Source organism: Pseudoflavonifractor sp. An184, from assembly GCF_002160305.1.
Lineage (GTDB): Bacteria > Bacillota > Clostridia > Oscillospirales > Oscillospiraceae > Lawsonibacter > Lawsonibacter pullicola.
Window position 1 is genome coordinate 1 of sequence record NZ_NFKI01000005.1, and the last position, 13646, is coordinate 13646.

Sequence of the window (13646 nt, forward strand, 5' to 3'; positions counted from 1 at the left end):
AGGCGTTCAGCGAGCGCAGCGAGGACTTTTCCGCCGCGCAGCGGCGGGAAAGTAACGGCATTTTTTCAGGCTGTCGGAAAAGTCCTTAGACTTTTTCGACAGCCTGAAAAGCGGACCCGAGTGATTCGGGTCCGCTTTTGATAGCTGATGATAGCTGACTTTGCGCTTAGTTCTTCAGAGCGGCGCGGGCGGCGCGCTTCTTGCCGTAAGTTACGATGGCCACCACATAGACGACGGTCAGAACCGCGCCGATGGGGTAGGCGACAGCCCAGGGCAGGTTGAAGCCGATGGTGGCGTTGGCAATGAAGGTGGAGCAGATGAAGGTGTAGAAAGCGCCCGGAATCAGGGGCATCCACACGAACTTAGACTTGCCGCTCTCAAACAGCCACACAGAGATACAGATAAAGGCGAACAGAGACAGGGTCTGGTTGGACCAGGCGAAGTAGCGCCACAGGGTGTTGAAGCCGTTGCTGTCCATCTTGGCCCACACGATAATGGCGGCCACCAGCACGAACACCGGAGCGGCCAGGCCCAGGCGCTTGCCGTTGGTGGACTGGTCCAGGTGGAGAGACTCAGACAAAGTCAGGCGCAGAGCCCGCAGTGCGGTGTCGCCGGAGGTGATGGGCAGAACGATGACGCCCAACAGAGCGATCACGCCGCCCACGTTGCCCAGGATATCCCGGCAGACCACACCGATGGTATCGGTAGCCAGGGTGGCGTCAGCAGCCTGCAGGCCAAGGTTGTACACGCCCATGGCGCCGGCAGCCCATACCATGGCGATGAAGCCCTCCAGAACCATCATGTTGTAGAAGGTCATGCGGCCCTGCTTCTCACTCTTCACGGTGCGGCTGATGATGGCCGTCTGAGTGGAGTGGAAGCCGGACAGAATGCCGCAGGCCACGGTGACGAAAAACACGGGGATGAAGTGGCTGGCGTCGAAGTAAGCGCCGTAGTCAAAGAACTCGCTGGTCCAGGAATCCCACACGTTCAGCAGGGGATAGCCGTGGGCGAAGATGCCGATGAACACGCCGATGGCGGAGAACATCAGGATGGCGCCGAAGATGGGGTAAATGCGGCCGATGATGGCGTCAATGGGGAACACGGTGGCGATCAGGTAATACAGGAAGATCACGCCGTAGATGATCCAGGTCTTGGGATCGGTGGCAGCGCCGGAGAAGTCGAACACCTGCTTGGCGGCGATGTCGCCGGGGGTGTATACGAACACGGCGCCCACCAGCAGGAGCAGCACGCACACAAAGATGTTGTACACGGTGAAGATGCCCTTGTTGGTGTACTTACGGATCATTTCGGACATCTGGGTACCGCCGTCACGCAGGCAGATCATACCGCAGAAGTAGTCGTGCATCGCGCCACCGATGATGTTGCCGATGGGGATGGTGATGAACGCGATGGGGCCAAACAGGATGCCCTGAATGGGGCCCAGGATGGGGCCTGTACCTGCGATGTTCAGCAGGTTGATCAGGCTGTTCTTCCAGCAGCGCATGGGCACGTAGTCCACGCCGTCCTGCTTGGCATAGGCGGGGGTAGCCCGGTCGTCCGGCCCGAAGACCTTTTCGCACAGCGTGCCATAGAGGGCGGCGCCGCCGAAGAGGATGACAAGGCCGATGATGAAGGTTGCCATACACACACTCTCCTTTTACTCTCTTGAGCTCACCGGCCCGCTTGGACAGACGCCTGGCAAAACGCCCCCCTTCCGCGCCGGCTGGCTGGTTTGGGAGGCCATGTCGAAGGATATGTACAAAGGGGACGGCATAAGCCCTCCGCCCGCCCACACCGGCGGGCGCTCTCTTACCCGGGGACCGCCGGCACGCGTGACCTGCGGGCAGCCCCAAAGCGGTTTTTAGTATAGCACAGAATTTGTAAATGTAAAGGGGTATTTCTGACGAAATTTTCAAAAGGAGGAAGAAAAATTGAACAAGAACAGATTTAAGGTTCACTTAAATTTTAGAGAGGCTGCAAAAATGAGAGCAAGACATGGCTTACGATCCACAGACCAGCATGTAGGACGGGCGCTATCCCCGGAACCGGCATCCACAGTGAAATTAAGCGTGGAGAAAAGGAGCGCGCAGCCGACTGCCCGACAGCGATTGACAGAACAGGGGGTATCGGGTACAATGAGGCTTGCAAATTCCAAACGGACGGGAGAGGAGGTGCGGCGCGATGACCTTTCGACCGGTCCGAATCCATATCCCCAGCCGGGGAGAATTCTGGAACCGCTGGCGGCGTCTGGCCGGCCCATCCCTCTTTTTCCTGGCGGTGATCTACTACGAGGAGCTCTTCTTAAAGCTCTACTGTTTCCACGGGGCGTCGCTCCCCGGCCTCCTGCTCACCCTGCTGTTTTCCGCCCCTCCTGCTCTGGTGCTGGGGGCGCTGTGCGGTGGTGCGGGACGCCGGTGGGGACCGGGGCTCCTGGTAGGGCTTACCGCCCTGATCTCCCTGTGGATGGGGTCGCAGACCGTCTACTATCACCTGTTCAAAACCTTCCTGACGCTCTTTTCCCTGACCAAGATGGCCATGGTGGCCGGGGCCTTCGGCGACATGGCGGTGGGGGAGATCCTGCTCAACTGGTTCCCCATTCTGATGATGGCGGTTCCCGTGGTTCTGGCATTCCTGTTTCGGAACCGGATTTGTTCCGACCAGCTGCTGCAGCGGAGAATGCCGCTGAAATGGGTGGGGCTGGCCGCGGCGGTCCAGCTGATTGCCATGGGGATCGTGCTGTGCTGCGGCAGCGGGGTGCTCTCCCTTCGGTATATCTACTACCAGGCCGCCGCCCCCGTGCTGGAGGTGCAGAACTTCGGCATGCTCACCCAGACCCAGCTGGAAGTGCGGCGGGTCCTCTTCGGCATCCAGCCGGACGACCAGGTTCTCCCCAAGCAGGAGCTTCGGCGGACCGGGCGCATCCTGGAGAGCCAGACGGCCATGGAGGGGGCTGAGCCGGAGGTCCACGCCATGGACATCGACTTTGAGGCCCTGAAGGAGCGGGACGCGGACGTGCCGGAGCTGGTGGACATGCACGACTACTTCTCCAAGGTAAAGCCCACGGCGAAAAATGAGTGGACCGGCCGTTTCCAGGGAAAAAACCTCATCTGGATCGTGGCAGAGGCCTTTTCCGGCCAGATGCTGGACCCGGAGCGGACCCCCACCCTGTGGAAGCTGTCCCATGAGGGAATCATCTGCGACAACTTCTATACCCCGCTGTGGGGGGTGTCCACCTCCGACGGGGAGTATGTGACCACCACCGGCCTGATCCCCAAGCCCGGCGTGTGGAGCTACTCCGAGTCTTCGGACAACGATATGCCCTTCGGCTTCGGCAACCAGTTCCAGAAACTGGGGTACCGGACGCTGGCCTACCACGACTATCTCTACACCTACTACGACCGCAATCTCTCCCACCCCAACATGGGCTATGAGTATTACGGCATCGGGAACGGCCTGGAGCTGGAACAGGTCCAGCCCCCCTCCGACCGGGAGATGATGGAGAAGATCGTTCCCCAGTTTGTGAACGAGGACCAGTTCATGGTCTATATTCTCACCGTGAGCGGCCACCTCAATTATACCCGGGAGGAGAACGCCCAGGCGGACCGGCACTACGACGAGGTGGCCGACCTGCCATACAGCGAGCCGGTGAAGTGCTACCTGGCCAGCCAGCTGGAGCTGGAGCTGGCCATGGAGAGCCTGATGGATCAGCTGGCGGCGGCGGGCAAGCTGGACGACACGGTGATCGTCCTCTCCGCCGACCACTACCCCTACGGCCTCACGGACGAGGAGTACAGCGAACTCTTCGGACACCCGGTGGACCCGGTCTTTGAGATCTATGAAAATTCCCTGATTCTGTGGAGCGCTGATTTGGAGGAGCCCGTCCATGTGGACAAGTACTGCTCCAGCCTGGACGTGATGCCCACCCTGGCCAACCTGTTCGGCCTGGAGTACGACTCCCGGCTGATGGCGGGGCGGGATATCCTGTCCGACGAGCCGGGCCTGGTCATCTTCTCCAATTACAGCTTCCTCACCGACCAGGGGGCCTACGACTCCACCACCGACGCCTTCACCATGTTCGACGGCAGCGAGCCCGACCCGGACTATGTGGCCGAGCGGGTGGCCGAGGTGCAGAACCGGGTGGCCTACTCGGCGTCCATTCTGGACTGGGATTACTACCGGGTGGTGTTTGGATCGGAGTAGCTTCCGTCCCAAGCCCTCCGAAAGCAAAAAGCCCGCCTCCCTCAAGAGGGAGGCGGGTAATTTTTTATTGAAACCAGCCCAGGGGCCGGAGTATCTTTGGTCTGCCACCCGGAGCAGACCGTTGTCCGGGCCGGGTGGCAGTGAGGCGCTTTTGCGCCATAGGTTCAGGTGCCGGCCCGTCAAGGCGGGCGGGGAGCCTGGGGACCGCAGGCGTGCGGGACCTGTGGTCCAGGTGCGGCGCATTTGGAGGGATACGCCGCTGTCAAAGGGGGAAAACATGTGGATCCTTGATCCAAGAACAGGATACCACATCGGCCCAAAAAATTATCAAGAAATTGGGACAAAAGCGTGAATAAATTGTGAATCTTTCGGCACCTTTCACAAAGAGAAAAGGCCGCGCGGAGCGATGCTCCGCACGGCCTTGACTTTATGGAATCAGGTGCCCAGCTCGATCCACAGATCGTTGTACAGGGCCAGGGTGTCCGCCGGCAGGTTCTCGTACATGGAGCAGTTCTCCAGCACGGAGTCGGGGGCGGCCATGATCTCGTACAGATCCATGTCCAGGGGCTCGCCGTAGGTCTCCTCATAGTAGGCGGGGTACTGCTCCAGAGCCTCGGTGTTGGGGGAGGCATACCAGATGAAGTCCATGTTCTTCAGGTTGGACTCGGTGGAGGCGATGAAGTTGATCCACTCGTGGGCCTCGTCCACGTTCTTGGCGTCCTTCAGGATGCACATGGAGTCCACGAACCAGTTGGAGCCCTCCTCGGGAATGACGAAGGCCAGGTCGGGGTTGGCCTCGTACATGGTCAGGAAGTCGCCGGCGTAGTAGGTGGCGATGGCCAGGTTTCCGCCTTCCATGATCTGGAAGATCTCGTCCATGCCCTGGCCGGCGTACACGCCCCGGGCCTTGGCGTCGGCCACCAGCTCATAGGCCTCACGGATCTGGGCCTCATCGGTGGTGTTTACGTCGTAGCCCAGGTAGTACAGGGCCATGGCGAAAGCGTCCCGGGAGTTGTCGATGAGCAGGACGTTTCCGGCGTAGTCGTCGGAGAACATGGCCCCCCAGCTGGTGATGGGCTCATCCACCATGGTGGTGTTGTAGATAATGCCCAGGGTGCCCCAGGTGTAGGGGACGGAGTACTCGTTGTTGGGATCGAAGGACAGGTTCTTGTACTGCTCGCCGATCTTCTCATAGTTGGGGATCTTGCTGTAATCCAGCTTCTGGAGCCAGTCTTCCTCGATCAGCCGGGCGATCATATAGTCAGAGGGGACAATCACATCGTAGTTGACGCCGCCGGTCTGAAGCTGGGAGTAGAGCTCCTCATTGGAGGGAGCGGTATTGTAGTTTACCTTGATACCGGTTTCTTCCTCAAACTGTGTAATCAGGTCGGTGTCGATATACTCGCCCCAACTGCACACATTTACTTCCCGCTGGCCGGAGCTGGTATTGCTGCCGGTGCTGCCGGAAGTGCTGGAAGTTTCATTCATGGCACACCCGGACAGGAACAGGCCCGCCGCCACACTGGTGGCGAGGGTCAAAGCTACGATTTTTTTCAACTGATCATTCCTCCAATATGGTTGATTTGGTGTATCTCCAGGCCCGCGGGCCGTGAGAACAGGGGGGAAAGGGACGGGGATGGCGCTATTTCCGCGCCGTACTGCGGCGAAGGGCCTTTTCCTGACGGGCCTCCCGCACGTTGATGATCACAAGAAGGATCAGGACCACCACAAACAACAGGGTGGACACCGCGTTGAGCTCCGGGCTCACCCGGCGGCGCACCATGCCGTAGATCTCAATGGACAGGGTGGAGGCCGAACCGGCGGTGAAGTAGGAGATGACGAAGTCGTCGATGCTCATGGTGAAGGCGATGAGGGCGCCGGAGACGATGCCCGGCTTGATCTCCGGGACGATCACCTTCCAGAAAGCCCCCATCCAGGTGCAGCCCAGATCCTGGGCCGCGTCGATGAGGCTGCTGTCCATCTGCCGCAGCTTGGGCAGCACGTTCAGAATGACATAGGGGATGTCGAAGGACAGGTGGGCCAGCAGCAGGGTGCCGAAGCCCATCTCCAGCCGGGGGAGGGTGCGGCGGAAATTCTCCTCCAGGAAGGTGACGAAGTCGTTCCAGCCGCCGATGACCGCCACAAAGAAGATGCACAGGGCCACGCCGGTGACGATGTCCGCGTTCATGATGGGGATGTTGTTCACCGACAAAATGGGCTCCCGCCAGCGCTTTTTCATGCCGTACAGGCCCACCGAGGCGAAGGTGCCGGCCACGGTGGAAATAAGGGTGGCCAGAACCGACACCAACAGGGTAGTGTAGACCGCCTCCATCATCCGGCGGTCCTGAAAGAGCTCCTGATACCAGCGCAGGGAGAAGCCCTCCCACACCACGTTGCTCCCGCCGGCATTGAAGGAGAACACCACCAGCAGAAGAATAGGGGCGTACAGGAACAAAAAGACCAGGGCCATAAAAAGCCGGTTTCCAATGCGATGCTGTCTCATAGGATCACCGCCTGTTCCTCGCCCTCACCAAAGCGATTCATGATCCACATGCAGGCCACCACAATAATCATCATCACCAGGGCGATGGCGCTGCCCAGATGGGGGTTATAGGCTCCGCCCAGGAACTGCTGCTCGATGAGGTTGCCCAGCAGCATCTGGTTGTTGCCGCCCATCATCCGGGAGATGGCGAAGGTGGACACCGAGGGGACGAACACCATGGTCACCCCGGACAGCACCCCCGGCAGGGACAGGGGAAGGGTCACCCGGCGGAACACCCCCGCCGAGCTGGCGCCCAGATCCCGGGCGGCCTCCACCAGGGAGTGGTCCAGCTTGATGATGACCGAGTAGATGGGCAGCACCATGAAGGGCAGGTAGTTATACACCATGCCCAGCACCACCGCCCCCTGAGTGCGGATCATGGGGAAGAAGGAGATGTCGGTGCCGAACAGACCGTTGATGAGATCAAACAGGCCGATGGCCTCAAAGAAGTTGTTCAGGATTCCATTGTTTTCCAGAATAGCCATCCAGGCGTAGGTGCGCAGCAGGAAATTGACCCACATGGGCAGCATGATGATGACCATGGCCACCCGCTGAAAGCCGGGGCCCTCCTTGGCCATCACATAGGCCAGGGGGTAGCCGATGAGCAGGCACACCAGAGTGGCCACCAGGGCCAACTGGAAGGAGCGGGCAAAAATCACCGTGTAGGTGCCCATCCGGGAGAAGTTGTCCAGGGTAAAGCCGCCGATGTCCGCGGCGGTCTCCCCGGAGGCGGTGAAGGCGTAGACCACCACCAGCAGAATCGGGACGATGACCACCAGGGTCATCCAGAGCACATAGGGGCCCGCCAGCCAGGAGAGCTTATTCTTCATCCCGCTCCCCCTCTTCCTCCTCGGGCTCGAGGGTGGCGTCGCCGATCTCATCATACTCCTCGGAGTAGGAGGAATAATCGCCGAACATGCCGGAGTACTGGCTCTTTTTCATCACGTGGATGCCGTCGGGGTCGATCTTGATGCCGATGCGGCTGTCCACCGGGCAGAAGTCGGTGGTCTGAATCAGCCACTTGAAGCCGTAGAAGTCCACGATGGTGTCGTAGTGGACCCCCTTGAAGGTCACCGAGGTGACGGTGCCCTTCAACTGGCCCTGGTCCTCCGGGACGATGTCCACGTCCTCGGGCCGGATGACCACGTCCACCGGCTCGTCCGGGAGGAAACCTTTGTCCAGACACTGGAACTTCCGGTTGAAGATCTCCACCACCCCGTCGGCGCGCATGATGCCGTCCAGAATGTTGGACTCGCCGATGAAGTCGGCCACAAAGGCGTTTTTCGGCTCGTTGTAGATGTCCTCCGGGGTGCCGATCTGCTGGATCTTGCCCCCGTCCATCACCACCACTGTGTCGGACATGGCCAGGGCCTCCTCCTGGTCGTGGGTGACGTAGATAAAGGTGATGCCCAGGGACTGCTGGATGCGCTTCAATTCATTCTGCATGTCCTTGCGCAGCTTCAGGTCCAGGGCGCCCAAGGGCTCGTCCAGCAGCAGGACCTTGGGCCGGTTTACCAGGGCCCGGGCGATGGCCACCCGCTGCTGCTGCCCGCCGGAGAGCTGGGTGATCCGGCGCTTCTCAAAGCCCTTCAGGTTGACCACCTGAAGCATCTCCATGACCCGGTCGTGGATCTCCTGCTCGGGCAGCTTGACCTTCTGTTTGGTCTCCGGGTCCACCTTGGGGATGCGCAGGCCGAAGGCGATATTCTCAAACACGTTGAGGTGGGGGAACAGGGCGTACCGCTGAAACACGGTGTTTACCGCCCGTTTGTGGGGCGGAATAGAGTTAATCCTCACGCCGTCAAAAAAAACATCCCCGGAGGTGGGCTCTTGAAAACCGCCTATAATACGAAGCGTGGTGGTTTTGCCGCACCCACTGGGACCCAGCAGCGTGAGGAATTCCTTGTCGTTGATATATAGGTTGATGTTGTCCAGCACGACCTCGCCGTCAAACGCCATAGTGCAGTTGGCCAGGCGGATCAATTCTTTAGACATGTATCCTCCCCCATTTCCTCAATTACGAATCAAATGTCAGCTCCCTTGTTTTTGTCCCCGTCCGGCTGTCCTTCTGAGACGGACAAAAATGCGCCGGAGCGGGGCTTCACGGATAGCGAGATACACTATATCTGTTTGCTGCGGAATTGTCAATGGATTTTGTCGAAAATGTTGGTGAAATTTTGCACAGAAAAACTTGCGTTCAAGTCAAGCGTGCCAAGGGAAAGAACGGATTTTCCGAAATGGGGGGAGCGCGGAGCGGGGCGCTAGGTTTTCCGCGTCCCCGCCGCCTGAGAAAATTCCGGAAAATACTCCGTCACAAAGTCCACCGTGTCCACCTGCCAGGTGCGGCCATTGAGGCCGTTCAGGGGTCCGGCGTCGGTGGTGAAGCGGAATGCCAGTTTGTAGGAGTACAGGGCCTGGCCGTGGCGGCCGTAGGGCTTGTCCTGCTGCTGCCGGCCGTACTTGCCGTCCCCCAGAAGGGGGTGGCCGGCGGCGGCAAACTGGGCCCGGATCTGGTGGGTGCGGCCGGTGATCAGCTCGCACTCCACCAGGGAGAGCCCCTTCCCCACAGCCAGGGTCTTATATAAGGTGACCGCCGTCTTTCCACCGGGCACCGGCTTTTTGTGGACAGACACCTGCTTTTTCCCCTCGTCCTTCAAAAGAAAGCTCTCCAGCTTCCCCTCCCGGGGGGACATGGTCCCGTGGACCACGCACAGGTAGTATTTCTCCAGCTCCCGGTCCTTGATCTTCTGATTCATGATCCGCAGCCCCTCGGCGGTCTTGGCCGCAATGACGATCCCACCGGTGTTCCGGTCGATGCGGTTGCACAGGGCGGGGGCGAAGGAGTTCTCCCAGTAGGGGGACCACTCCTTTTTCTGGTACAGGTAGGCCTGGATGTGGGTGAGCAGGGTGTTCACCCGCTCGCTCTCGTCGGGGTGGACCACCATACCGGGGCGCTTGTCCACCAGCAGGATGTGCTCGTCCTCATATAAGATGTTCAGCTTGGGCTGATACAGGGAGAGAAAGGCGTTCTCCGGGGTGGGCTTTTCAAAAAACTCGTCGTTGATGTATAATTGCAGCACGTCCCCCACCGCCAGGCGCACATCCCGCTTGGAGCCCTTGCCGTTTACCTTCACCCGCTTGAGGCGGATGTACTTCTGGGCCAGGGGGGCCGGGAGGAGGGGGAGGGTTTTGGCCAGCCAGCGGTCCAGCCGCTGTCCGGCGTCGTTCTTGCCAATGGTAAATTCCTTCATCGTTCCCATCCTTTTGTGGATCATGTCGTATCTACTGCCATTCCAGCATAAAAAATTCCTTTTGTCAACACAAAAAAATGTTTGACAATTCCTCTCGGTATGGGTATAATATCCTCCGTACCATTACGCGAGTAAGGGGGCTGTATCCCCGAAGGAGGGGTCTCACATGCGGCTGGATCTGCGGAACATCATCCACGTACCGGACGCGGAGAAGACCTTCCAGTACCAGATGGACCTGTCCGATCTGGACTTTTGGGGGAGAAAGCCGATTACCCGGCCCGTCTCAGTCGAGGGCAGCGTGACCAACCACGCGGGCGCCTTAGTGCTGAGCGGCACGGCCCGCTCGGAGCTGGATCTGGTCTGTGACCGCTGTGGGAAGGAATTTTCCCGGGAGAAGGTCGTCCCGCTGGACAGTCTGCTGGCTGACAAGCTGGAGAATGAGGACAGCGAGGACGATATCATTCTGCTTGACGGAAACGAGCTGGATCTGGACGAGGTGGTCACCACGGCCTTCGTTCTCGCCATGGATACAAAGAACCTTTGCTCAGAAGACTGCAAAGGGCTGTGCGCCAAGTGCGGCGCCGATCTCAACCTCGGCCCGTGCGGGTGCAGACCTGACGTAGATCCACGATGGGCGGCGCTTGCGCAGCTCTTGGATGACGAAAGCTGAGTATTCCACTACAAAGAGCGTGCTCTCACGGCACACAGACTAAAGGAGGTGTCACCCATGGCGGTTCCTAAGAGAAAAGTATCCAAGGCCCGGCGCGATAAGCGGCGCAGCTCCCACTGGAAGCTGGAGACTCCCGGTATCGTGACCTGCCCCAAGTGCGGTGCCTACCGGCTGCCTCACCGGATGTGCAAAAATTGCCTGACCTACAATGGCCGTTCCTTCGGCCAGCAGCAGGCGGAGACCCAGCAGCAGTAAGCCTGGGTGAAAAGACCGCTTCAAGACGGGTGGTCTTTTCCTCCCCTGCCCGGCGGTGAGAAGCCGCCAAAAATGTGCTTGACTTTTGTCGAGCGCTCCTTTATAATGCTCTTTGCGTTCAAAGACAGCAGGCGGCGAAAGCGGAAGTCCTGCCGAGGATGCGGTGGAAACAGATATGGTTTGTTTACGCTGTTTTGTGTCTTTGCGCGCAGAACAGCGTTTTATTATTCTCTGGAGGTGAAACCCAAATGCCCAACGCAAAAGTTCTGGAAGCGAAGAAGGCCGTTGTGGCCGAGCTGACCGAGAAGCTGCAGAACGCCGCCTCCGGCGTCCTGGTCGACTATAAGGGCATCACTGTGGCGGAAGATACCGCTCTCCGCAACGAGCTGCGTAAGAACGAGGTTGAGTACGCCGTTGTGAAGAACACCCTGACCCGGTTTGCCGTGGAGGGCGCCGGCCTGAGCGAGCTGAGCGAGAGCCTGAACGGCACCACTTCTCTGGCCATCAGCCACAATGATCCCATCGCGCCCATGCGCGTCATCAACAAGTTTGCCAAGCAGTTCAACGGCGCTAAGTTTACCATCAAGGCCGGCTTTATGGACGGCAAGATCCTCCCCCTGGAGGAGATCATGGCCATCGCCGAGCTGCCTGCCAAGGAGGTCCTGCAGGCCCAGGTTCTGGGTACCATGCTGGCCCCCATCACCAGCCTGGCCATCGTGCTCAAGGCTATCGCCGAGGAGAAGGGCGGCTTCGTAGAGGCCGCTGCCGAGCCCGAGGCCGCTCCCGCCGAGTAATTGATCCGGCATATACTTTAATATTTGAATTTATCATTTTAGGAGGTATTTTACCATGGCTAGCGAGAAGATTACCGCTCTCATCGAGGAAGTGAAGGGCCTGACCGTTCTGGAGCTGTCCGAGCTGGTTCACGCTCTGGAGGAGGAGTTCGGCGTGTCCGCCGCCGCTATGGCCGCTCCCGCCGCTGGCGGCGCTGCCGCTGCTCCCGCTGAGGAGAAGACCGAGTTCGACGTGATCCTGGCCAGCTTCGACGCCGCCGCCAAGATCAAGGTCATCAAGGCCGTCCGCGAGATCACCGGCCAGGGCCTGGCCGAGGCCAAGGCTACCGTCGAGGGCGCTCCCAAGGCTCTGAAGGAGGGCGTGTCCAAGGACGAGGCCGAGGAGATGAAGAAGAAGCTGGAAGAGGCCGGCGCCAAGGTGGAGCTGAAGTAAGTTCTTCCCCTTCGAATTTGATTCAAAAGAGACGGGACCCGGAGAAATTCCTCCGGGTCCCGTTTTTATGTCAAGAGAAACGGCCTGGAAACCCAGGCCCTTTTCTTTTTACTTATCCGCCAGCAGCTTGTTCAGCTCCCGCATAAAGGTGTTGATGTCCTTGAACTGGCGGTACACCGAGGCGAAGCGCACATAGGCCACCTCATCCACCTTTTTCAGCCGCTCCATCACCAGCTCCCCGATCTCGGCGGAGCTCACCTCCCGCTCCATCTCGTTCTGGAGCACCTGCTCAATTTCGGTGACAATCTCCTCCAGGGTGTTGATGGACACCGGCCGCTTCTCACAGGCCCGGATCAGGCCGCTCATCACCTTGTTGCGGTCAAAGCTCTGGCGGCTGCCGTCCTTCTTTACCACCACCAGGGGCAGGCTCTCCATCATCTCATAGGTGGTAAACCTCTTGTGGCAGGACAGGCACTCCCGGCGGCGGCGGATGCTGGCCCCCTCGTCGGCGGGGCGGGAATCCACCACTTTACTCTCTAAATATCCGCAGTAGGGGCATTTCATAGCTGTATTCCTCCAAGATCTGATCACAATAGGTTTTATACTTGAGTGTATCATATTTTGTCCCAGGAGGGTAGCCCTAAATTGCAAATTCTTTCTTCCTGGAAACAGGAAACCGAAATCCGGCTGGGAGAGACAGGCGCATGTGTCTCTAACGCTTGCGCAGCCCGGCGATTCGCCTTATAATAGAGCCATCTTAAACAAATGGGAAAGGATGGTTTTGTTATGAATGAGACGTTAAAGACCCTGAGAGAGCGCCGGAGCGTTCGGCGCTACCGCCCGGAGCAGATCAAGACGGAGGAGCTGGAGGCGATTCTGGACGCCGGCACCTGGGCCCCCTCCGCCATGGGGAAGCAGTCAGCCGTCATGGTGGTGGTGCAGGACCGGGAGACCATCCAGGAGATGTCCAAACTCAACGCGGAGATCCAGGGTGCGCCGGGGACTGACCCCTTCTATGGAGCGCCCACCGTGGTGGTGGTGCTGGCCGAGGGGGCCAACGCCGTTCCGGACGGCTCTCTGGTGATGGGCAACCTGATGAACGCTGCCTGGTCCCTGGGGGTGGCCTCCTGCTGGATCAACCGGGCCCGGGAGCTCTTTGAACGGCCTGAGGGCAAGGCGCTGCTGCGCAAGTGGGGGCTGCCGGAGGACCTCCAGGGGATTGGAAACTGTATTCTGGGTTATGCGGACGGTGCGATTCCAGCGCCCAAGGCCAGAAAAGAGGGGTACATTGTCCGGGTATAAAAGACGGTTTGCTGTGTGGGAATAGGATGTCTCCACACCGAAAATGACAGAAGCAGAGAGAGGCGCGCCGCAGTTGCGGTGCGCCTCAGCTTTTGGAAAAGCCTGTGCAGGATAAAATCGCCTGCGTGCGTCCGGGCGGGGGAGCTCGAGGGGACAGGCGCCCGCCTCGAATGGAATCAAATGCCCCGGGAGCCTTGCT

At 59.5% G+C, this 13646-nt stretch carries 13 protein-coding genes; 6 read left to right on the forward strand and 7 right to left on the reverse strand.

All coding sequences use genetic code 11. The features are described 5' to 3' along the window. Window positions 1–166: 166 nt before the first annotated feature. On the reverse strand, window positions 167–1642 hold the full coding sequence (locus B5F19_RS03195) for a carbon starvation CstA family protein (protein ID WP_087287923.1): 1476 nt from the start codon (window positions 1640–1642) through the stop codon (window positions 167–169). A 539-nt stretch (window positions 1643–2181) separates the two neighbouring features. Here B5F19_RS03195 and B5F19_RS03200 point away from each other — a divergent pair. Further along, entirely contained in the window at window positions 2182–4200 is a 2019-nt protein-coding gene (locus B5F19_RS03200) for an alkaline phosphatase family protein (protein ID WP_087287925.1), read from the forward strand. A gap of 435 nt (window positions 4201–4635) precedes the next feature. On the opposite strand, the gene B5F19_RS03205 is transcribed toward B5F19_RS03200, so the two are convergent. The 5 genes from B5F19_RS03205 to B5F19_RS03225 form a co-directional block, all read right to left on the reverse strand. Then, window positions 4636–5757: an ABC transporter substrate-binding protein gene (locus B5F19_RS03205; protein ID WP_087287927.1), complete on the reverse strand. Its 1122-nt coding sequence runs from the start codon at window positions 5755–5757 to the stop codon at window positions 4636–4638. 85 nt (window positions 5758–5842) lie between these two features. Then, the gene (locus B5F19_RS03210; RefSeq protein ID WP_087287930.1) at window positions 5843–6703 is read right to left on the reverse strand and encodes an ABC transporter permease; all 861 of its coding nucleotides are present in this window, start codon (window positions 6701–6703) and stop codon (window positions 5843–5845) included. Further along, window positions 6700–7572, reverse strand: a complete 873-nt coding sequence (locus B5F19_RS03215) for an ABC transporter permease (RefSeq protein ID WP_087287932.1) — start codon at window positions 7570–7572, stop codon at window positions 6700–6702. The genes B5F19_RS03210 and B5F19_RS03215 overlap by 4 nt, the downstream gene beginning before the upstream one ends. Continuing rightward, window positions 7562–8737 (reverse strand): ABC transporter ATP-binding protein, encoded by a 1176-nt coding sequence (locus B5F19_RS03220; RefSeq protein ID WP_087287934.1) that lies wholly within the window; start codon window positions 8735–8737, stop codon window positions 7562–7564. The genes B5F19_RS03215 and B5F19_RS03220 overlap by 11 nt, the downstream gene beginning before the upstream one ends. Before the next feature lie 266 nt (window positions 8738–9003). Then, window positions 9004–9993: an RluA family pseudouridine synthase gene (locus B5F19_RS03225; RefSeq protein WP_087287936.1), complete on the reverse strand. Its 990-nt coding sequence runs from the start codon at window positions 9991–9993 to the stop codon at window positions 9004–9006. A 166-nt stretch (window positions 9994–10159) separates the two neighbouring features. On the opposite strand from B5F19_RS03225, the gene B5F19_RS03230 reads away from it, so the two are divergent. The 4 genes from B5F19_RS03230 (at window position 10160) to rplL (ending at window position 12145) form a co-directional block, all read left to right on the forward strand. Then, complete coding sequence (locus tag B5F19_RS03230) at window positions 10160–10663, forward strand: DUF177 domain-containing protein (protein ID WP_087287937.1); 504 nt, start codon at window positions 10160–10162, stop codon at window positions 10661–10663. Between the two features lie 57 nt (window positions 10664–10720). Beyond that, window positions 10721–10918 carry a 50S ribosomal protein L32 gene (gene rpmF / locus B5F19_RS03235; protein ID WP_087287942.1) on the forward strand — a complete coding sequence of 66 codons (198 nt, stop codon included), beginning with the start codon at window positions 10721–10723 and terminating at the stop codon, window positions 10916–10918. A 248-nt stretch (window positions 10919–11166) separates the two neighbouring features. Continuing rightward, window positions 11167–11712 (forward strand): 50S ribosomal protein L10, encoded by a 546-nt coding sequence (gene rplJ, locus B5F19_RS03240; RefSeq protein WP_087287944.1) that lies wholly within the window; start codon window positions 11167–11169, stop codon window positions 11710–11712. A 55-nt stretch (window positions 11713–11767) separates the two neighbouring features. Further along, on the forward strand, window positions 11768–12145 hold the full coding sequence (gene rplL, locus B5F19_RS03245; RefSeq protein ID WP_087287946.1) for a 50S ribosomal protein L7/L12: 378 nt from the start codon (window positions 11768–11770) through the stop codon (window positions 12143–12145). Between the two features lie 108 nt (window positions 12146–12253). On the opposite strand, the gene nrdR is transcribed toward rplL, so the two are convergent. Next, the gene (gene nrdR / locus B5F19_RS03250) at window positions 12254–12709 is read right to left on the reverse strand and encodes a transcriptional regulator NrdR (RefSeq protein ID WP_087287948.1); all 456 of its coding nucleotides are present in this window, start codon (window positions 12707–12709) and stop codon (window positions 12254–12256) included. A gap of 222 nt (window positions 12710–12931) precedes the next feature. Here nrdR and B5F19_RS03255 point away from each other — a divergent pair, with 222 nt between their 5' ends. Further along, on the forward strand, window positions 12932–13447 hold the full coding sequence (locus B5F19_RS03255) for a nitroreductase family protein (RefSeq protein ID WP_087287950.1): 516 nt from the start codon (window positions 12932–12934) through the stop codon (window positions 13445–13447). Window positions 13448–13646: the final 199 nt, after the last annotated feature.